Genomic DNA, 19,947 nt, shown 5'->3' with positions numbered 1-19,947 from the left:
ATGCGCACCGAAGTCACGCATCGCGGCGCAGCCGGCGCTGGCGGGCCGCTGCTGTTTCTGGAACAGACACGTCGTGTCGCGCTTGGCGAATCGGTGATCGTGCGGCAGCCCGGCCAACTCGATCGGCGCGGGCAAGTGATCGACGCGGGTGAACGCACCACCGTGATTCAGCTGCTGGATGCCACGGTGGGTCTCGCGCCCGATCGTGTGGAAGTGGTGCTCACCGGTGAAAGCGCCACGGCGGTGGTGGGGCGCGAGCTGCTGGGTCGGGCACTGGACGGCCACGGCGCACCAGTGGATGGCTTGCCTGCCCCCATCGGCGACGCCTTGCGGCCGATCGACGGCGCACCCATCAATCCCGTGCGGCGCGCGCGTCCGCGCGACTTCATCGAAACCGGCATCAGCGCGATCGACGCGATGAACACGTTGGTGCGCGGGCAGAAGCTGCCGGTGTTTTCCGGTCCCGGTCTCCCCGGTCTGGAAATCGCGGCGCGCATTGTGGAGTGGGCCCGGGCGCCGCACGACGAACCGTTCGCGGTGGTGTTCGCCGCCATCGGCATCACGGCGCGCGAGACGCAGGAGTTCCTGGAACGGGTGCGAGCGAGTGGTGCATTACCGCGCACGGTGCTGTACCTCAATCAGGCGGCGCACCCGGCGGTGGAGCGCCTGCACGCCCCGCGCCTGGCGCTGACCTGTGCGGAATATCTGGCGTTCGAATGCGGCATGCACGTGTTGGTGGTGATGGCCGACATGACGCACTATTGCGAAGCGCTGCGTGAAATCGCCACCGCACGGGAAGAGATCCCCGGGCGTCGCGGCTATCCGGGCTACATGTACACCGATCTGGCCTCGTTGTACGAACGCGCCGGCATCATTCAAGGCAAACCGGGGTCGATCACGCAGATCCCGATTCTGACCATGCCCGACGATGACATCACGCACCCGATTCCCGATCTCACGGGGTACATCACCGAAGGGCAGATCGTGCTCAGTCGCGAGTTGCATCGACGCGGTGTCGTGCCGCCGATCGACGTGCTGCCGTCGCTGTCACGCCTGATGAGTGGCGGCATCGGCAGCGATCGCACGCGTGCCGAGCATCGCGAATGGAGCGATCAGCTGTATGCCTCGTACGCGCGCGGGCGGGAGGCACGCGAGATGGCGGCCATTGTCGGCGAGTCGGGATTGCCGCCCAGCGATCGACGCGCGCTGGTATTTGCCGAGGCCTTTGAGCGCGAGTTCATTGGTCAGGACGCGCGTCGCTCGCTGGACGAGACGTTCACTGTGGGCTGGCGTCTGCTGGACGCGTTGCCGCGCGACGATCTGCTGCGGCTGTCTGACGCCACATGGAAGGCGCATCACGCGTCGCGGCCAGCGACAGTGACGCCAATCACCGAGTCGACCGCATGACCTCCCGCCGTCTGGCACCCACCCGCATGAATCTGTTGCGCGCTCGGCGCGAACTGGCGCGCGTGCATCGGGGCGTGGCGCTGACGCGTCGCAAACGCGAGGCGCTGGTCATCGAACTGTTTGCGGCGGCACGGCCAGCGGTGGCCTTTCGCTCGGAAATGACGGAAGCGATCACGCAGGCCAGCCTGTCGCTGGCCGATGCGTTGGCCATCCACGGAGCGCACGGGCTTCGGGTGATGGCCATGCCACGCCACGAACCGCAGGTCGAGCTCCGCACGGCGGTGGTGTGGGGTATTGCCGTCGACGATGTGATCGACCGGTCACCGGTGACGCGATCCATCGATGCGCGGGGTCTGGCGCCGGCCATCACGGGTCCCTCGGCCGCCGACACGGCGGAGCGCTTCGAACGATTGGTGGAGCTGCTGATCGACGCCGCGCCGCGGGAGCAGCGGATGCGCCGCCTGGGCGAAGCCCTGGCGCAGGCCAATCGGCGGTTGCGCACCTTGGAACAGCGGGTGGCCCCCTCGTTGACCGCGAGCATCAGCGCCGTCCGCCGTCAATTGGAGGAGCGGGAGCGCGAGGAGCAGCTGCGATTGCGGCACGTGCTCCGCAAGGGCTGATTTTCACGCACGCGTCCCCCGGCGGGGTGTACAAGCACGCGGGTGTTGAGCAACTTGTCCGAATGACAAATCGCAATCCGGCCTCGACCCCATGCCCCTCGTGTGGCGCTCGCGCCTCGGGCAAGTTCTGCAATCAGTGCGGTGCCGCACTCTCCGTTGGTGGCTGTGGGAATTGTGGTGCCGCGTTGACGGCGGGCGCACGATTCTGCAATGAGTGCGGGACGGCGGTTGGCGGCCCTCCGGGTAGTGCGTTGTCATCCAGCGCCGCGCCGAGTTCTACCGGTCGACTGTCCATGTACGCCCCATGGGGTGTCGCCGCACTGATCCTGGTGTCGGTGGTCGGCTATTTCGTCGGTAAGGGTGCCGAACCGTCTGCCCCTGCCGGCGGGTCGGCGGGTGCGTCACCACTGGTGGCACCGTTTGCCAACGGTGGTGGTGGCGGTGCCGCACCGGATATCAGCAACATGACGCCGCGTGAGCGCGCCAGTCGGTTGTACGATCGCATCATGCGCTACGTCGAAGAAGGCAAGAAGGACAGCGCGCAGTTCTTCGCGCCGATGGCGCTCACCAGCTTCGAGCAATTGGGCGCCGAACTGGATACCGATGCGCGTTACGACTACGGCCGTGTGGCGTCGGAAACCGGGAACCTCGATATCGCGAAAGCGCAGGCTGACACGATTTTGCAAAAATCACCCAATCACTTGCTCGGGCTGGCCCTCTCGGCGCGCACCGCGACGTTGCGCGGTGAAGCCGCTGTGGCAGCCAAAGCGTGGAAAACGTTCCTGAGTGCCAAGGACGCTGAGCTGAAGAAGGCGCTGCCGGAATATCAGTTCCATGCCACCGATATTGAGCAGGCGACGCGGTTGGCGCAGGCTGCGAAGTAGCCGCATCGCAGCACGGCGTCAGTTCGCGTCACGCGGTTTCCTCGGGATCGGCGAGGAACCACTCAATCCGTCCGCAATTGGTGCACGTCAAGGTCGCAGCCGAACGATTCGCCCAGTCCAGATTGAGAAAGGTCATGCCCGCCGTGTTGAGTTGCGCGCGCCCTTCCACGAAACGGTCGTGTGAGCAATGGGCGCACGTCACCGCCATGCCGGCAACGGCGTAGCGCTCTCCGTCTGGTTCGTCGCCCATTGACTGCAGCCCGCGCTGCAAACCACTGAAGTACTTGCTCATCCTGGCTCCGCACTGAGGTGAGTCCGCCCGTTTGCGCCCTGGCGGTGGACGTTCAACATATGGCGCCGCGTGAGTGCGCGCACCATACTCGGACAACGCGGTCAGGCACCGCGAACTTCACCAGGGAGTGCGTGCGGCATGCGCGAGGGCAACGTGCTGAAACAATCGGTTTGGATGATGTGTGCGGCGGCGCTGCTGCCCGTCGCCCTTTCGGCGCAGCCCACCAGCGCCGCCGAGCGCGCTGCGGCCTGGACGGCGCACAAGACGCTGGCGCAGAATTCGTGGTATCGCGGACTTGCCTGGCGTGCGGCCGGCCCCGTCAAGATCGGCGCGCGCGTGGAGGCGATTGCCATTCCGCCCGGCAACACCGGCACGATTTACGCTGGTGTCGGGTCAGGCAATCTGTGGAAGACGGTCAACAACGGACTCACCTGGCGGCCGATCTTCGAGCACGAGAGCTCGTTCGCGATCGGTGATGTCGCGGTCTCCCGCAGTCATCCGAATACCGTGTGGGTGGGCACGGGTGAGGCGCAGCCGCGCTTCTCCGGCTATGCGTATCCGGGCACAGGTGTCTTCAAGTCCACCAATGGCGGCGACTCGTGGACCCACATGGGACTCGGCGAGACGCATCACATCGCCAAGGTGCTGATCCATCCCACCAATCCCAACATCGTGTACGTCGCGGCCATGGGGCGGCAGTGGACTGCCAACAAGGAACGCGGCGTGTTTCGCACGGTGGATGGCGGAGTGCATTGGACGCACGTGTTGTTCGTTGACGACAGCACCGGTGTGGTGGACCTGGCGATGGATCCGTCGGATCCCAACACGCTTTACGCGTGGGCCTGGCAGATTGAGGCCGGCACGCGAGGCGGGTTGTTCAAATCGCGCGACGGCGGCGCCACCTGGCGGCACATCACGTCAGGATTGCCAACGGGCGTGGTGGGGCGATCGGGCGTTGACGTGACACCGGGCGCGCCCAACGTGCTGTACCTGTTCCTCGACAATCGGGCGCCCACCACCGTGAAGGACCGGCCATACGTGGGCGGCGAGGTGTATCGGTCGGCCGACCTGGGCGAGCATTGGCGCAAGGTGAACACCGACGACTTGTATGAGGTGTTCGGTGTGTACGGCTGGAAGTTCACCGATGTGCGCGTGGACCCGCGCAATGCACAGCACGTGTACATCATGGGCAATCGGGGGTTCGAGTCGTTTGATGGCGGCGCCACCTGGCGGCGACTGGGTGATCGCATTTTGCGGCTGCACGACACCGAGGGTCGATCGTTGCATCTCGACCATCATGAGCTGGTGATCGACCCGACCAACCCCGACCGCCTGCTGCTGGGAAATGACGGCGGGTTGTTCATGTCGTACGACGCCGGCGCCAGCTGGCTGCACCTCAACAACATCCCGGTGTCGCAGATGTATTTCGTGGCCACGGATGACAAGACGCCCTATCGCATATTCGCCGGCACGCAGGACGACGCGGCGCTGTTTGGACCCAGTACCGCGTCGCTGGATGATGCCGTCCCCGATCCGTGGCGCAGTGTGTATCTCGATCGCTGGACCGGCGGTGACAGCTACGTGACGCTGCCCGATCCCACCGACGATCGGTTCGTGTACTACGAGCACCAGAACGGCGCGATGATGCGCATGGACATCACGGGCGCGTCCATTCTGAGCGGCGGGCCCTCGAGTGAGAACATTCGTCCGCAGTTGCCACGCGGGGCGCCGCCGCTGCGATTCAGCTGGTACACGCCGTTCTTCATTTCTCCGCACAATCCGCGCACGTTGTATGCGGGCGGCAACCGCGTGCTGAAAACCACTGATCGCGGCACCACGTGGACGGCGGTCAGTCCGCAGCTGGGTGATTCGGCCGGCGTTGATCGTTCCGTGGTGCCAACGGGCGCCCTCACCATGCTCACGGAATCGCCGCTGGTGCCGGGGATGTTGGCGGGCGGCACGGAAAGCGGTCGTCTGTGGCTCACGATGGATGATGGTGCCAACTGGCGGCGCATCGACGCGGGGCTGCCGAGAAAGTGGGTGAGTCGTGTGATCACGTCGGCGAAGAGCGCGGCCACGCTCTATGTGAGCTTCACAGGATTCCGTGAGGACGATACACGACCTTACCTGTTCGTGTCGAACGACACGGGACACACGTGGCGTTCGATTGCCGGCAACCTGCCGCAGGAATCGGTCAACGTCATCAAGGAAGATCCCGCCAACGCCGACCTGTTGTATGTGGGGACCGATCTCGGCGTGTACGTCTCGTTCGATCGCGGTGGGTGGTGGGAATCGCTGAGCGGCACATTGCCGTCAACGCCGGTGCAGGATCTCACCGTGCCGACGCGTGACAACGAATTGGTGATTGGCACGTACGGGCGCGGCGCGTGGATTCTCGACCTCGTGCCCATTCGCGATCGGACGACCGTGACGCCAACGATGCCGTTGCACGTGTTCCCGACTCGCAGCGTGATCAGTGACTATTTCCCGTGGGAGACGGTGCCAGGTGATCGGCGTGGTCGCAACGTCGCGAGGGTGCAGATTGCCACCGTCGTCGCCGGCACGGCGAACGTGAGCGTCAGTGATTCAACCGGTCGCGTGGTACGGCAGTGGCAAGCGCCGGTGATGGCAGGCGTGAACACGCTGGTGTGGGATCTGCAGGCGGAGCGGGCGACGGGAGTGCTCGATGATGCGCGGGCCGGGCGATACAGCATCGAGGTTGGCGTGGGCTCCGCACGGGCCAGCAGTATGGTGGACGTGCGGGCCGATCCCATCCTCAAGCGACCATGATCGTCCATCTCATAGACGGGACGTACGAGCTCTACCGCCATTTCTACGGCCTCCGACGAGGAGCCCAGGGCGAAGACTCACAGGTTGGCGCCGCGCGTGGTGTGCTCAATACGGTGCTGCAAATGCTCGAGACCGGTGCGACACATATCGGTGTCGCGACCGACCACATCATCGAGTCGTTCCGCAATGACCTGTGGCCGGGGTACAAGACGGGCGAGGGCATCGACCCGGCGCTGTGGGCGCAACTCCATCCACTGGAAGACGCACTCGGCGCCATGGGCGTCGCGGTCTGGCCCATGGTGGAATTGGAAGCGGACGATGCACTCGCCTCGGCGGCACACCTGGCCGCGCTGGACCCGCGCGTGGAGCGCGTGAACATCTGGACGCCGGACAAGGATCTCTCCCAGTGCGTGCGCGGCACGCGGGTGGTGCAAGTCGATCGCAAGAGCGGAAACGTGCGCGATGAAGCCGGTGTCCTGGAGAAATTCGGTGTTCCTCCCATGTTGATCCCGGACTACCTGGCGTTGGTTGGCGACTCAGCCGATGGATATCCCGGAATCCCGGGCATCGGTGCGAAAACGGCGGCGCGACTGCTCATGCGGCACGGCCCGATCGAGTCGTTCGCGCCCGATATTCTCGGCGCGCATCAGCACGACGCGTTGTTGTTCAAGCAGTTGGCCACGCTGCGCATTGACGCACCGCTATTTGGAGAGGTCGAAGCCTTGCGGTGGCGAGGGCCGATGCCGGAATTCGAGGCCACCGCGCAAACGCTTGGCGACGCGCGACTGTTCGGGCGAAGTCGGCGGATTTCGGACGACGGTGTCCGAGGTGACTCCAAACCCGCTTCCGAGGTTTCTTAGGGTATAAGCAACGAGCGACGCCACTGCGTACCGTGGTATTGTCGGTCTACACTGAACAGGCGGGAGACATTCAATGCGTCAGCTTCGTTGGCACCGTATTCGCGACTCCCATTCCTTCGCAGTCGTCCTCGTCGCCCTGTCGCTGGTGACCAACGTCGGCGTTGTCGGCGAATTGGCGGCACAGACAATCTCTCCGCGCACCGTTCCGGTCCAGATGGGCCAACAGTTCGACATCATCCCGTCCGATCGGGCGGCGATGGGTGGCGTGCGGATCGCGCTGGATGATGCGCTGCTGGACCCGTTTGTGAATCCTGCCAAGGCCATGCGGCTCAAAGCCGGGATGCTGTCGGTCGCGCCGTATTTCCACAATCAGTCTGATGCGCGTGGCGGCGGGCGCACGCTCCCAATCAGTGGCATCGGCTCCAGCGGGAAGTGGGCGTATGGCGGCCTGTTTGCCATGCAGCAACTGGACCGCACCCAACTAACGTGGAATGCGCCGCTCAGCGAACGCACGGCGTCCAATCAATATGTCACCGGCGTGATCGCGCGCGCGCTCGACAAGGGATTTGCCGTCGGCGTCGGCGTATGTCGCGACGCTCGAGGCCGAGCAGGGCGTCGACCAGCTGTACTCCGGCAGTGATCGTATTCTGCAGAACGGCTCGGCGTCAGACATGCGAGTGGGCCTCACCAGAGAATGGGGCGAGGGGCGGAACTTCGAGGCGATGATCCTGCGCAGTCGATTCGACATGACCCACGATGTGCACTGGCCGGGCTTCAGGCGTTTCGCGCCGCCAAACACCTTCACCGACGTTGCCGAACGCAGTGAGCACAACCGCGACTACACCTCCATGTGGGGCGCGCACAGCGAGTATTCCCGGCCCGTCGGCGTGGAGGGGTGGAAACTGGGTGTGCTGGGCACGGTGAATCGACTCTCACATCCCAAGATTCCCGACTATCAAATCAACAACGTCATCACCGTGCCGCGGGATCCGGGGCACACGTGGGCCTACAACGCCGGTGTCGGCATGTCGCGCGCGTTTCGCAACGCCACCTTCGGATTTGACGTGATCATGGAGCCGATGTTCAGCACGACATGGGCCGAGGCGGCCCGTGATACGGTGACGGTGCGCGGCGCGCGGATTCCGCAGGGCGGGCACACGGTGGACAATGAATTCCAGTTCTCGAACTCGCTCATGCGATTCGGGTTTGAGCACATGGCGCCGCCCACCGATTCGGCCACGCACTTCGGTTTTCAGTTCGGACTGGGTGTGTATTCCATCCGGTACCGGCTTGGTCAGACCGATCAGGTGCGCGATTCGAGTCGGGTGCAGCACGAGCACTGGATGGAATGGACACCAAGCATCGGGTTCAAGGTGCGCAGCGCCGGCTACGAGATTCGCTACGCCCTGAGCATGACCTGTGGTGCCGGGGGGTCGTGCGCGCCCTGTCCGTTTGCCTGCGGCAGTGACGATGTGACCGTTGTGGCTTCTCCCAGCAGCGGCGGGGTGATCGCTGCGCCCACCGACGTGTTGCGGTTCAACGGCGGTCGGGTGACGACGCAGCGGCTCACGATTTCGCTTCGCATCAGGTAGGGCGGGCCGGCAACGACACTGGACTCGCGGTAGATTCCGGTCTCCCCCTCCCGGATTCGTCATGCGTCGACTTGCCCTGTTCGTTTTCTGCGCGTGCGCCGTGGCGCGCGTGTCCGCCGCGCAGCCCACCCGCCCCGACACCGCTGCCGACCCGTATCGCTGGCTGGAAGACGTCAGCGGCGACCGGGCCATGGCGTGGGTGAAGGCAGAAAACGCCAAGTCAGCCGGCGTGCTGGAAAAAGACCAGCGCTTTGCCGGCATCTACAAATCCGCGCTCACCATGGCGCAGGCGAAAGATCGCATCCCCAACGCGTCGTTCATGGCCGGTGCGCTGTACAACTTCTGGCAGGACGCGGCGCATGTGCGCGGCATCTGGCGCAAGACCACACTGGAGAGCTACCGCACCGCGTCGCCGGTATGGACCACGGTGTTGGATCTCGATGCACTGGCGAAAACGGAAAAAGCGAATTGGGTGTGGCACGGCGCCGATTGTGTGCGCCCCGCCGAGACACGGTGCCTGTTGATGCTCTCTGACGGCGGTGAAGACGCGGTGACGGTGCGCGAGTTTGATGTTGCCACGCGCACCTTCGTGAAGAACGGTTTCTCCCTTCCCAAGGGCAAGCAGGACGTGGCGTGGATGGGACGTGACACGCTGCTGGTATCGCGGGAATGGAAGACGGGCGAAGTGACTGCGTCGGGCTACCCGTACATCGTGAAGCGCCTGGCGCGCGGACAATCGCTGTCCAGCGCCCTCGAGATTTTCCGTGGTGTCCCGAAAGACGTCAGCGTGAGTCCGTTCACGGCGGTGGACGGGGCCGGCCATCGCGTGAGCTTCATTCGTCGCGGTGTCAGCTTCTTCGAGTCCGAGCACTACGTGGTGCGCGCGAAAGATGTGGCGCGGTTGAACATGCCCGCGAAGGCGTCACCGGTGGATCTTGTCGACGGCCAGGCGGTGGTCCGACTGTCGGAAGCGTGGACAGCGGGCGCGACCACCATCCGCGCTGGTTCACTGGCTTCATTCGATGTGGCCAATGCCATGAAAACGCCGACTGCGCTGTCACCGGTGGCGATTTACGAGCCGGGGCCGCGTGAATCGGTGGATGGTGCCTCGGCGACGCGCACGCGATTGCTGGTTGGCGTCACGCAGAATGTGAAGGGTCGTGTGATGGTGTTCACGCGCACCCCTCAGGGCACGTGGACGCATTCTGCCATGACGCTCCCCGACAATGTGGCCACCGATATCGGAAGCGCCGACATCCGCAGCGATCGCGCGTTCATCAGCGTGGCCGGTTACCTGACCCCCAACAGCGTGTGGCTGGCCGATGCCGCGCAGTCATCGGCGGTGCAGGTGAAGACGCTGGCACCGCGGTTCGACGCGTCACGCAGTGTGGTGGAGCAGTATGAAGCGACGTCGAAGGATGGCACGAAGGTGCCGTACTTCATCACGCACCCCAAGGGGATGAAGCTGGACGGCTCGAACCCCACCATTCTCACTGCGTACGGCGGCTTTGAAGTGTCGCTTACGCCGCACTACGATGCGAACGCCGGCAAGCTGTGGGTTGAGCAAGGCGGCGTGTATGTCGTGGCCAACATTCGCGGCGGCGGCGAGTTTGGTCCGGCGTGGCATGAGGCGGGGCTCAAGACCAAACGGCAGGTGATCTACGACGACTTTGCCGCCGTGGGGCAGGACCTGATCGCGCGCAAGATCACCAGTCCCCGGCGACTTGGCATCGTGGGTGGATCGAACGGCGGTTTGCTGATGGGCGTCGAGATGAACCAGCATCCGGAGCTGTGGAATGCGGTACAAATCGCGGTGCCACTGCTGGACATGATGCGCTATGAGCAGATTGCCGCCGGCGCGTCGTGGGTCGGCGAGTACGGCAGTGTGTCCATTCCCGCCGAGCGCGCGTTTCTGGCTGGCATCTCGCCGCTGCAGAATCTCAAGGCGGGCGTGAAGTACCCCACGCCGTTCATCTGGACCACCACGAAGGACGACCGGGTGGGGCCGCAGCACGCGCGCAAGTTTGCCGCGAAGATGGCCGACCTTGGGTTGCCGTATCTGTTTTACGAGGTGATTGAAGGCGGCCACGGCGCGGGCGCCAACGCCGAGCAGCAGGCGCATACCACGGCACTGGGGTACACGTATTTTGCGCGGCAGCTGATGGACAAGAGCGCGACGATCGTGCCGTGAGTCTTGACGACATGCCCGTTCGCACGCTTCTGATCATCGGTTGGGGCTGTGTTGCCGTCGAGCTCCTGTTCGTGATCGGGCTGCTCACCTCGCGCAACGTGGGTGACGATGCGGCTGGGCGCGGACTTGGTACGGCGTTTGGCGCCGTGCTCGCGCCGGTTGTGCTGCTGATTGGCGGTACGTTGTTGTGGGGCACACTGACGCACTCGCGTGCCACGATTGTCGCCGGTTCGCTGCTTGCGACTCTGCCATTTCTGGTCATGCTCGGCATGTTGGCGCGCGGCACGCTACGCAAGGGCATGCGGGCCATCGCCCGACGCGGCCAGGGTGCGTTTCAGAGTTCCGCCATCACCCGTATCGCCCGCGCCATCGATCGCGGCGACCCCGTCAAGGTGATGGCGCTGGTGCGCGGTGCCGAGCTCGATTGTTCTGCGCGCGACAAGTATGGCCGCACGCTCCTGGGTCACGCCGTCCACAAGGCCATGGGGATGTACGCCAGGCCAGCGGATGTCGCCATCGTTCGCGGTCTGCTGGACAACGGTGTCCCGTATGCCGCCGATGCCGTAGAATCAGGCGGCGACTGGGCGGCGACAATTGCCAGCAATGCCGGCGATCATCAGAACGTCCTGCTGGAGACGGCCCTGAGCCACGGCGCCGACGCCAACGCGCGCGACTGGGCCGATGACCAGCCCGCGTTGTTCAGCGTGAACATGACCGTCGCCAAAGCCGAGTTGCTGTTGGCGCATGGCGCTGATGTGAACAAGCGCGCGGCGCGTGCCGATCGGCGAGGCTGGACGGCGTTGATGAGTGCCGCCTACGAGGGCCAGTGGGAGATGGCGCGCTGGTTCCTCGCGCACGGTGTCGATCCCGAGGTTACGGCGCCGGACGGGAAAAGCCTGCGCACGCTGGTTGACGATTTCAATGCTCGCGCCCGCAGTCAGGGCTACCAACAGCATGACGAGGCCACGTCGTTGCTGCAGGCGATTGGGGCGGGATAGTTGATAGCTGTCGGACGCGGCTGGGCTATTGCCCGGGCCGTGATCCCAATTCGATGGCCTGCTGCACGGCGGCGATCGTGCGCGCCACCGCCACGGCATCAGTCTGCCAGTTCACCACGCACACACGCATCGCCCGCCGCCCATGCCAGGTCACCGGGCCAAACATGGCCTCGCCACCGCGGTTGATCAGCGTGATGACATAATCGGTGTGCGCGTCATGGTCTTCCTCGGTGGCCCCCATCCGCGGGTCGAGGAAGCGCACGAGTCCCTGGTTGAGGCGGGCCGGTGACACGATTTCGGCACCGGGCAGCGCGCCGATGCCATGCACCAATGCTGCACACTGATCGCAGCATCGATCGATCATGGCACCCACGCCATCGCGGCCCAGTTCACGCAGCGCGGCATACGTGGCAAAACCGCGCGCGCGACGCGACCACTCGGGCGACCAATCGATTTCATCGCGCGCTTCCTTCTCCGCCACGAAGTAGGAATCGTGGATGGTAAAGGCTCGGCGGTGCGCGTCGGCGTGCCGCACGGCGGAAAAGCCGCAGTCCTGCGGCACATTGAGCCACTTGTGGCAGTCGGTGGCCCAGCTGTCCGCCAATTCGATGCCGTCCACCAGCTCGGCATACTGGGCGCTCGAGCGCGCGAACAATCCGAAGGCACCGTCCACGTGCACCCAGGCATTATGGGACTGCGCCAGCGGCACCAACTCGCGAAAGTTGTCAAACGCGGCGGTGTTCAGGTCGGCCGCATTGAGACCCACAATGGTCGGTCCGCTCCCTGATTTGAGCGCTGCTTCGAGTACGGCGGGCGTGGTGGCGCCGTTGGTGTCTGCCGGCAACACTACCAGCTGTTGCGCGCCGATACCCGCGTATCGCAACGCACGGTCAAGCGAGACGTGGCGAATCGCACTCACGAGAACGCGAATGGGTGGCGAGCCAGCAAGTCCCTGAGTCCCGACATCCCATCCGGCGGAGCGCAGCACGTGGTCCCGCGCCGACAGCATGCCCACGAAGTGCGCCATCTGACAGCCGGTTGTGAATGCGAACGACGCCGTCGCGGGCAAGCCGAACAGGTCAAGGAGCCACTTGCCGGCCACCTCTTCCACCACCGAGGCGGCGGGCGAGGTGGCATAGATGGCCGCATTCTGATCCCAGGCGGTGAGGAGCCACTCGGCCGCGAGCGCCGAGGGCAGCGTGCCACCCATCACCCAGGCGTAGAATCGTGCGCCGGTATTGTTGACCAGCCCGCCCTCGGCGGCCCGTGCGAGGTCGTCGATGACTTGCGCCGCCGGGATCCCCGTACGACCGAGCGGAATGTCGAAGCGCGCGAGGAGCGTGTCGCGCGAAACGACCGGCGCGACCGGGAGGGAGTCGAGGCGATCAAGATGGAGTCGGGCGTGATACTGCGCGCGTTCGAGCGCGGGGTGTGTCATTCGTCGGTATTAAGCGAACAACCCCGGCAACGCCGCGCAGAACTGCTTCATCTCATCGGGCGTGCCGACGCTGACCCGGCACCAGTCGTTGTACGGCGGAAACGCGCGACCCACCACAAATCCCTTGGCCAGGAAGTACTGCTGCACCGGCCGGATCTCCTTGCCCGTGTGGAAGAACACGAAGTTGGTTTGCGACGGTGCCACCTTGCGGCCCAGCGTGGCCAGCGTGTCCAGCAACATGGTCCGTCCTTCGCGGTTCTTCTGCTTGATGAACGTCTGATACTCCACGTCCTGCAAGGACGCGTTGGCCGCCAGTTGCCCGAATACGTTGGGATCGCCGCTCACATACTGTTGCAACCGCGCGATGATGTCGGGGCGCGCGATGGCGAAGCCACAGCGCAATCCGGCCAATCCGTGGATCTTGCTGGCCGTACGCGACACCACCACCGACTCGCCCTTGAGCACGAGATCGACCATCGACTTGTGGCCGGGCCGGTCCACAAAATCGATGTACGCTTCATCGACCACCACGGTGGTGCGCTTGGCGGCACTCGACACGAAGTCACGCAGCGACGTGTCCTCGGTGAGGTTGGACGTCGGATTGTTGGGATTGCAGACGAACACGAGCTTGGTGCCGCTGCCAACCTTCGCGTCCATGGCGTACAGGTCGTGATCTAGGTACTGGTTGAGCGGCACGCGATGGACCTTGGCCTTGAGCGTGTCGCCCCAGCGCGGCAGATCCTCGAACGTCGGCCACGGCGCGACGATCTCGCCGCCTTCCATGTTGTACGCCAACGCCAGCACGCTCAGCACTTCGCTGGACCCCTGAGTGACCAGCACGTGATCGGCGGGCACGCCCACATGTTTCGCAAAGGTGTGTTGCACTTCCTCATGAATGGGCGGCACATACCACGCGTGCTGCGTCCAGCTCCCCATCAGCGCGTCTTTCGCCTTGGGCGACATGCCGAACGGATTCTCGTTGTACATCAGCCGAATGGGCCCCGCCGCCCGGCGCGCCGTGTTCACGTCGCGCTCCATTTGGGCCAGCAGGTCGGTGTAGGCCACGTTGCCGCCCAGTACCCTCGCCATCTCCGAGGCCGGCAGGAGTCCGGGGAGCGCGACGCTCGCGCCGAGTCCAAGTCCGGTGTTGCGCAGCCAGTCACGACGAGACAGAACACTCACGGGAGACCTCATGGGCGGGAGGGGAGGCGGGCGACGACCGGGAAAGCTACGGTGAAACCCGCGTGGTGGCGACAGGTCAGATGGCGGCATATCCGGTCGATCGGGCCCTGACGGGCAATCGTTGGCACGCTCGAAGGAAAATCGCCGAGATCAGAGGGTCGGAAACGGCCGCACCGGTCCATGCCCCGCGTACACCGTCGTTGCGCCGCGTGCGCGCAGGGCCTGCCAACTGGCGTTTGTCACCTCGGCCTCCGCGTCCGTGATGAACGCCGGATGCGTCAGATCGCCCGTGAACACATCACCGCTATCAAGCAAGACACTCACGCTGTCGTCGGAGTGCCCTGGCGTGTGCACGAACTCTCCGCTCAGCCCCAGTTGGGACAGAAACGCGCGGCTGTCCGGCAGCGCCACGACCATGTTGTCGGTCAGCCGTATGTCGGTGTACGATTCGGTCGGTTTCACAAACTGTTTCATGCCGTCGATGAAAGGCACCTGCTCCGGCGTGACGATCAATCGCATGCCGCGGTTCTTGAGATCCTGGGCGGCGCCGGCGTGGTCGATGTGAAAATGCGTCGCAAACCCGTGCGAGATTTCTGCCAGCGGCACGCCCTTGCGTTTGAGCTCCGCCTCGAGCGCGCCGAACTGTCCCGGCCAGCCGAGGTCGATCAAGAAGCGCGTGGCGCGGGTCGACACCACCCAGAAGTTCGTGGAGCGATAGCCGACATTCACGATCGAAACAGGCGATTGACTGGCCATGAAGGAGACGCTTTGGCGGCTTGAGGTGATGACAGCGCTCAGGGGCTCATGTAGAATGCATGCATGACCGCACACGCGAACAGCGCCCACGTAAGGGATGTCACGACGGCGGAGTTTCTGTCGGCTGTCGTGGAACGTTCCCGCGAAACGCCAGTGCTGGTGGATTTCTGGGCCGCGTGGTGCGGTCCGTGTCGCGCGCTGGGCCCCATTCTGGAAAAGCTGGCGACAGAGTATTCCGGCGGTTTTGAATTGGTCAAGATCGATACGGAAAAGGAGCCGGCACTCGCCACGCAGTTCCAGATTCGTTCAATCCCGACGGTGACGCTGTTCAAGGACGGGGCGGCCCTCACGGGATTCCAAGGGGCGCTGCCGGAGGGACGGATCCGGGCGTTTCTGGCGCAGCACGGCATTGAGGTGGGCGGCGCGACGCAGACAGTGCTGTCTGATGATCCGGTCGAGCGTGTGGCGCAGTTGCGGGCCGCCATGTCGGCAACGCCGACACGTGACTCGCTGAAGCTGGAGTTGGCATTGGCGCTGCTGGCAACGGGAGCGCTCGATGAGGCGGCGCGTATGCTGGAGGTGCTTCCGTCAACGATGTACCTCGACCCGAAGGCGGTGCGGGCCCGCGCTCGACTGGCGCTGCAGCGTCGAGCCGATGGCGAGACCAATGATGCGCGACACGCCGCTGCCGTGCGTATGGTGCTGGACGGCGACCGGGTGGCGGGGCTGGAACAATTGCTGGAGCTGCTGCGGGAGGAAAGGCACGACGAGGAAAGCCCGGCGCGGGCAGCGCTGGTGGAGGCGTTTCAGGTGATCGAAGATGATGCGCTGGTGCGGGACTGGCGACGGCGAATGGCGGCGGTGCTGTTCTAGCCGTACAACGCCGTGCCCGCCATTGCGGCGCGAAACTCCACCGCGCGAACCGAACGCCTAAAAGGGGAAACCCACACGCGCCGGTGGGATGCCGTGCAGTTCGCGCAGCACCACGCCGATGTTGCTGGCGAGTCCGGCGTCGAGGGGCGCAACCCGACGCTGCAATTTCGGTAACGCCGACAGCATCGCGTCGGTGGTGATCTGATGATCCGCGATCACCACCAGCAATTCTTCAACGCGCATGCCGCTCGCGATACGACCGGGCACATGCGGCATCAGTTCGAGCGACAGGCCGTTCATGATCTCGACCAGCACGTCCGGCAGTCGTGGGTCCATCGGCCGCGCGGCCTGCGCCATGGCGGCACCGGCGCTCTGCCATACCACGTCAGCGCTGCGTAACGCCGCCACCATCACCTCGAACGCATCAGTGCGCTGCAACAAGCGCGAGACGGCCAGCGCGCTCGCCGGATTGCGCGGCTCGGCCGATGCCATCAGTTGCGAGAGCTCGCTGGCGGGCGTGAGTCGGAGTGCAGTGGCAAACTGCGCGAAGGCCTGCATCGTGGTCGGGAGATTGTCGGGCGGACGCTGAGTGGGGAAATCGGGCTCGTGCCCCCGCCAGGCGTTTTCCAGCTCGGTCACCTCGGCCGCTGTGGCGCAGCGCGCGTCGGCGGGGAGGTAGATGATGTCGTGTTGGCTCAGTCCGGCGGGCGTTGGCCAGCGATTCACAAGGCGGTGTCGGACCGTGACGCGCGGCCATCGCGATAGCCAGTCGAGCAGCGGGCCCGACACGGCGTCGGCAATGTAGGCGTGCCACGAATCGCCGGTGTGCCGACCGTCGTCGCCGATGCTGTGCGTGCACGTGACCGTGCCGCAACGCAGGCAGGCGTTGACGCCCGCACCTTCGACCAACACCGGCCGGTGCAGCGCGGCATCGCAGTCGCAGGCTACGGCGGATGGTCCCAGGTTGGTTCCGGCGGTCGGATGGCGGCCGGCGAATGGCTGTGGGCGTGGTGCCGGCTCGACTGCCCGCTGTGGCGCTGGCGGAGGCACCGGCACCTCGCCGGGATCGACGTCGCCAAGTTCGAAATACTCGCGCATCCGTCCGTTGCCTGGACCGATGGTGGAGCTCAGCGCGAAACGCATCCGATCGAGCGCGCCATTGTGCTCCCACTCAATCCAGATCTCCATGTGCGCCGTATCCAGGCCCATTCCGCGAATGATGCCTGTTTCACCGGCGCGGTGCGGTGTTCCGCGCGCGTCGGTGAAATCGCGGAGCACCCGCACGGCGTGGTCAGATCGGAGATGATCGATGGTGGCAGCCATGAATCGCGCTAGGTGTCGTGCGGCGAGGTCGCCATCAGGGTCTGAAAGCGGATCGACATTCGGTAGATTTATCGTCAGTTGTCGTCACGGCGGTTTCAACAAAGTAGCCAATATCGGAGATCTCGATGAACGCAAATACTGGTGGGAATGAGGGCAAGTGCCCGGTCATGCAGGGCGCCTCCAAGGCGGCGATTGCCGGGGGCAGGTCAAACCGTGACTGGTGGCCGAATCAGTTGAACCTGGGGATCCTCCACCAGCATTCACCGGTGTCCGATCCAATGGGCGGGGCCTTCGACTACGCGGCAGCGTTCAAAACGCTCGACCTCGAGGCCCTTCGACAAGATCTGACCGCGCTGATGACCGATTCGCAGGAGTGGTGGCCGGCCGACTACGGGCACTACGGCCCGCTTTTCATCCGGATGGCGTGGCATAGCGCCGGCACGTATCGCACGGCAGATGGCCGCGGCGGCGCCTCGTCGGGCACACAGCGCTTCGCGCCACTCAACAGCTGGCCCGACAACGGGAATCTGGACAAGGCCCGCCGGTTGCTGTGGCCACTCAAGCAGAAGTACGGTAAAAAGATTTCGTGGGCCGACCTCATGATCCTCGCCGGCAACGTCGCGATGGAGTCGATGGGATTCACAACGTTCGGTTTCGCCGGCGGTCGCGCGGACGTCTTTGAACCCGAGCAGGACATCTATTGGGGTTCCGAGGCCGAGTGGCTTGGGGACAAGCGATACGCCGGTGAACGGGAACTCGAGAATCCGTTGGCTGCGGTCCAGATGGGGCTGATTTACGTGAACCCGGAAGGGCCGAACGGTAAACCGGATCCGCTGGCATCGGCCAAGGATATCCGTGAGACCTTCGCGCGCATGGCCATGAACGACGAGGAGACTGTCGCGCTCGTCGCCGGCGGACACACGTTCGGCAAAATGCATGGTGCTGGCGACCCAGCCCTCGTTGGTCCTGAGCCCGAAGGTGCGCCAATAGAAGAGCAGGGGCTCGGCTGGAAGAACGCGTATGGCAGCGGCAAGGGCGAGCACACCACCACCTCCGGCCTCGAAGGCGCGTGGACGCCGAATCCGATCACGTGGGATACCGGGTACTTCGACACCCTCTTCGGCTGGGAGTGGGAGCTGGTGAAGAGCCCCGCCGGTGCCTGGATCTGGGAGCCCACCGACAAAGAGAAGGCGGCGATCGTCCCTGATGCACATCGGCCAGGCAAGAAGGTTCTGCCGGCGATGTCAACCGCAGACATGGCGATGCGTATGGACCCGGTCTACAGCGAGATCTCCACGCGCTTTCACCGGGACCCTGCGCTTCTGGCTGATGCGTATGCTCGCGCCTGGTTCAAGCTGACGCACCGCGACATGGGCCCCCGCACGCGCTACCTCGGCGCGCTGGTTCCCGCAGAAGAGTTGATCTGGCAGGATCCCATTCCCGCTGTTGATCATGCCCTGATCGATGCCAAGGACATCAGCGCACTCAAGGGGAAGATCCTGGCGTCGGGGTTGTCCATTTCCCAGCTGGTGTCCACCGCCTGGGCGTCTGCGTCGACGTTTCGTGGTTCCGACAAGCGCGGTGGCGCCAACGGGGCGCGCATTCGTCTCTTGCCGGCGAAGAACTGGGACGTGAATCAGCCGAGCAAGCTGGCACGCGCGCTGGAGACTTTCGAGACCATCCAGAAGGAGTTCAACACTGCCCAGACCGGGGGCAAGAAAGTCTCGTTCGCCGATCTGATCGTGCTGGGCGGGTGCGCCGCGATCGAGCAGGCCGCAAAGAAGGCCGGCTTCGACGTGGTGGTGCCGTTCACGCCTGGCCGCATGGATGCGTCGCAGGAACAAACGGATGTGGAGGCGTACGGCGTGCTCGAACCGCAGGCCGACGGGTTCCGCAACTACCAGAAGACGGCGTACACCGCGTCGCCCGAAGCGCTGCTGGTCGACAGGGCGCAGCTCCTGACGCTGACGGCGCCCGAGATGACGGTGCTGGTGGGTGGCTTGCGCGTGCTGAATGCCAACCATGGCCAGTCCAGGCACGGCGTATTCACCGACCGACCGGAGACGCTGACCAACGATTTCTTTGTGCACCTGCTGGACATGCGCACCACATGGAAGCCGATGTCCGAGTCCGGCGATGTGTTCGAGGGACGCGACCGTGTCACAGGCGATGTGAAGTGGACGGGCACGCGGGTGGACCTCGTCTTCGGGTCCAACTCCCAGTTGCGCGCACTCGCGGAGGTGTACGCGAGTGATGATGCACAGCAGAAGTTCGTGCAGGACTTCGTGGCAGCCTGGGCGAAGGTGATGAACGCCGATCGCTTCTGACGCCATGGCGTACCGCGTGGAGCCACGCCATAATCGGAGGGCAGCCAACCCCACTTCCCCATTGCACCATCCCGCCATGCGCCGTCACGCCTTTGCCTTCGCACTGCCCGCCGCGCTGCTGTTCCTTCTCCCCGCGGCGACCCCGCGCGAAGACCCGCCCATGCGCGGCTTCACCACTGCGTCGGCCAAGCCACAGCGGGAATGGGAAACGAAATTCCGTGCCATTCCGGAACCGGCGCGCATGCGCGAGGCCATGCGCCGTTTGTCCGCGCGCCCGCATCATCTGGGGTCACCCTACGGCAAGGACAATGCGGAGTGGTTGCGCGCGCAGTTCGCCTCATACGGATTCGATGCGCGCATCGAGCGATTCGATGTGCTGTTCCCGACGCCCAGAGTGCGCGTGCTGGAACTCGT

17 protein-coding genes are annotated in these 19,947 nt (G+C 64.8%); 12 read left to right on the top strand and 5 right to left on the bottom strand.

Annotation, left to right across the window (positions count from 1 at the left end):
* The 3 genes from IPP90_15165 (at window position 1) to IPP90_15155 (ending at window position 2,911) form a co-directional block, all read left to right on the top strand.
* Complete coding sequence (locus IPP90_15165; protein ID MBL0172031.1) at window positions 1-1,407, top strand: V-type ATP synthase subunit B; 1,407 nt, start codon at window positions 1-3, stop codon at window positions 1,405-1,407.
* Window positions 1,404-2,027: a V-type ATP synthase subunit D gene (locus tag IPP90_15160; protein ID MBL0172030.1), complete on the top strand. Its 624-nt coding sequence runs from the start codon at window positions 1,404-1,406 to the stop codon at window positions 2,025-2,027. Before IPP90_15165 ends, IPP90_15160 begins: the two co-directional genes overlap by 4 nt.
* Before the next feature lie 62 nt (window positions 2,028-2,089).
* On the top strand, window positions 2,090-2,911 hold the full coding sequence (locus tag IPP90_15155) for a zinc ribbon domain-containing protein (protein MBL0172029.1): 822 nt from the start codon (window positions 2,090-2,092) through the stop codon (window positions 2,909-2,911).
* A 28-nt stretch (window positions 2,912-2,939) separates the two neighbouring features.
* Here the strand turns inward: IPP90_15155 and IPP90_15150 are convergent, their stop codons facing one another.
* On the bottom strand, window positions 2,940-3,161 hold the full coding sequence (locus IPP90_15150) for a DNA-binding protein (GenBank protein ID MBL0172028.1): 222 nt from the start codon (window positions 3,159-3,161) through the stop codon (window positions 2,940-2,942).
* A gap of 180 nt (window positions 3,162-3,341) precedes the next feature.
* Here IPP90_15150 and IPP90_15145 point away from each other — a divergent pair, with 180 nt between their 5' ends.
* From IPP90_15145 to IPP90_15120, 6 genes are all read left to right on the top strand, one after another.
* Window positions 3,342-5,993, top strand: coding sequence for a hypothetical protein (locus tag IPP90_15145; protein ID MBL0172027.1), 2,652 nt, complete (start codon window positions 3,342-3,344; stop codon window positions 5,991-5,993).
* Window positions 5,990-6,853, top strand: coding sequence for a flap endonuclease (locus IPP90_15140; GenBank protein MBL0172026.1), 864 nt, complete (start codon window positions 5,990-5,992; stop codon window positions 6,851-6,853). The genes IPP90_15145 and IPP90_15140 overlap by 4 nt, the downstream gene beginning before the upstream one ends.
* A gap of 73 nt (window positions 6,854-6,926) precedes the next feature.
* Window positions 6,927-7,493 (top strand): hypothetical protein, encoded by a 567-nt coding sequence (locus tag IPP90_15135; GenBank protein ID MBL0172025.1) that lies wholly within the window; start codon window positions 6,927-6,929, stop codon window positions 7,491-7,493.
* Entirely contained in the window at window positions 7,420-8,445 is a 1,026-nt protein-coding gene (locus tag IPP90_15130; protein MBL0172024.1) for a hypothetical protein, read from the top strand. The genes IPP90_15135 and IPP90_15130 overlap by 74 nt, the downstream gene beginning before the upstream one ends.
* 61 nt (window positions 8,446-8,506) lie before the next feature.
* Window positions 8,507-10,636, top strand: coding sequence for a S9 family peptidase (locus IPP90_15125; GenBank protein MBL0172023.1), 2,130 nt, complete (start codon window positions 8,507-8,509; stop codon window positions 10,634-10,636).
* Window positions 10,637-10,647: 11 nt separating this feature from the next.
* A complete protein-coding gene (locus IPP90_15120; protein ID MBL0172022.1) occupies window positions 10,648-11,634 on the top strand; it encodes an ankyrin repeat domain-containing protein in 987 nt (328 codons plus the stop codon).
* 25 nt (window positions 11,635-11,659) lie between these two features.
* Here IPP90_15120 and IPP90_15115 read toward each other — a convergent pair whose 3' ends face one another.
* The 3 genes from IPP90_15115 to IPP90_15105 form a co-directional block, all read right to left on the bottom strand.
* On the bottom strand, window positions 11,660-13,072 hold the full coding sequence (locus IPP90_15115; GenBank protein MBL0172021.1) for an aspartate aminotransferase family protein: 1,413 nt from the start codon (window positions 13,070-13,072) through the stop codon (window positions 11,660-11,662).
* Window positions 13,073-13,081: 9 nt separating this feature from the next.
* A complete protein-coding gene (locus IPP90_15110; GenBank protein MBL0172020.1) occupies window positions 13,082-14,254 on the bottom strand; it encodes an aminotransferase class I/II-fold pyridoxal phosphate-dependent enzyme in 1,173 nt (390 codons plus the stop codon).
* A gap of 150 nt (window positions 14,255-14,404) precedes the next feature.
* The gene (locus tag IPP90_15105) at window positions 14,405-15,010 is read right to left on the bottom strand and encodes an MBL fold metallo-hydrolase (protein ID MBL0172019.1); all 606 of its coding nucleotides are present in this window, start codon (window positions 15,008-15,010) and stop codon (window positions 14,405-14,407) included.
* Window positions 15,011-15,073: 63 nt separating this feature from the next.
* On the opposite strand from IPP90_15105, the gene trxA reads away from it, so the two are divergent.
* Window positions 15,074-15,883 (top strand): thioredoxin, encoded by an 810-nt coding sequence (gene trxA / locus IPP90_15100; protein MBL0172018.1) that lies wholly within the window; start codon window positions 15,074-15,076, stop codon window positions 15,881-15,883.
* A gap of 57 nt (window positions 15,884-15,940) precedes the next feature.
* Here trxA and IPP90_15095 read toward each other — a convergent pair whose 3' ends face one another.
* The gene (locus IPP90_15095) at window positions 15,941-17,206 is read right to left on the bottom strand and encodes a hypothetical protein (protein ID MBL0172017.1); all 1,266 of its coding nucleotides are present in this window, start codon (window positions 17,204-17,206) and stop codon (window positions 15,941-15,943) included.
* A 125-nt stretch (window positions 17,207-17,331) separates the two neighbouring features.
* Between IPP90_15095 and katG the strand changes: the two genes are divergently transcribed.
* On the top strand, window positions 17,332-19,533 hold the full coding sequence (katG, locus tag IPP90_15090) for a catalase/peroxidase HPI (GenBank protein ID MBL0172016.1): 2,202 nt from the start codon (window positions 17,332-17,334) through the stop codon (window positions 19,531-19,533).
* 76 nt (window positions 19,534-19,609) lie between these two features.
* Window positions 19,610-19,947: folate hydrolase (locus IPP90_15085; GenBank protein ID MBL0172015.1), on the top strand; the 338-nt coding region annotated here is incomplete at its 3' end.

The sequence above is a fragment of the Gemmatimonadaceae bacterium genome, assembly GCA_016720905.1.
Classification (GTDB): domain Bacteria; phylum Gemmatimonadota; class Gemmatimonadetes; order Gemmatimonadales; family Gemmatimonadaceae; genus Gemmatimonas.
The sequence above is the reverse complement of the archived record's forward strand: the minus strand, read 5'-3'. Positions and strand labels throughout refer to the sequence as shown.

Excerpts from the sequence above, each read along its gene's own strand:
- IPP90_15165 (MBL0172031.1), top strand. The coding sequence starts at position 1 with ATGCGCACCGAAGTCACGCATCGCGGCGCAGCCGGCGCTGGCGGGCCG.
- IPP90_15160 (MBL0172030.1), top strand. The coding sequence starts at position 1,404 with ATGACCTCCCGCCGTCTGGCACCCACCCGCATGAATCTGTTGCGCGCT.
- IPP90_15155 (MBL0172029.1), top strand. The coding sequence starts at position 2,090 with ATGACAAATCGCAATCCGGCCTCGACCCCATGCCCCTCGTGTGGCGCT.
- IPP90_15150 (MBL0172028.1), bottom strand. The coding sequence starts at position 3,161 with ATGGGCGACGAACCAGACGGAGAGCGCTACGCCGTTGCCGGCATGGCG.
- IPP90_15145 (MBL0172027.1), top strand. The coding sequence starts at position 3,342 with ATGCGCGAGGGCAACGTGCTGAAACAATCGGTTTGGATGATGTGTGCG.
- IPP90_15140 (MBL0172026.1), top strand. The coding sequence starts at position 5,990 with ATGATCGTCCATCTCATAGACGGGACGTACGAGCTCTACCGCCATTTC.
- IPP90_15135 (MBL0172025.1), top strand. The coding sequence starts at position 6,927 with ATGCGTCAGCTTCGTTGGCACCGTATTCGCGACTCCCATTCCTTCGCA.
- IPP90_15125 (MBL0172023.1), top strand. The coding sequence starts at position 8,507 with ATGCGTCGACTTGCCCTGTTCGTTTTCTGCGCGTGCGCCGTGGCGCGC.
- IPP90_15120 (MBL0172022.1), top strand. The coding sequence starts at position 10,648 with ATGCCCGTTCGCACGCTTCTGATCATCGGTTGGGGCTGTGTTGCCGTC.
- IPP90_15115 (MBL0172021.1), bottom strand. The coding sequence starts at position 13,072 with ATGACACACCCCGCGCTCGAACGCGCGCAGTATCACGCCCGACTCCAT.
- IPP90_15105 (MBL0172019.1), bottom strand. The coding sequence starts at position 15,010 with ATGGCCAGTCAATCGCCTGTTTCGATCGTGAATGTCGGCTATCGCTCC.
- trxA (MBL0172018.1), top strand. The coding sequence starts at position 15,074 with ATGACCGCACACGCGAACAGCGCCCACGTAAGGGATGTCACGACGGCG.
- IPP90_15095 (MBL0172017.1), bottom strand. The coding sequence starts at position 17,206 with ATGGCTGCCACCATCGATCATCTCCGATCTGACCACGCCGTGCGGGTG.
- katG (MBL0172016.1), top strand. The coding sequence starts at position 17,332 with ATGAACGCAAATACTGGTGGGAATGAGGGCAAGTGCCCGGTCATGCAG.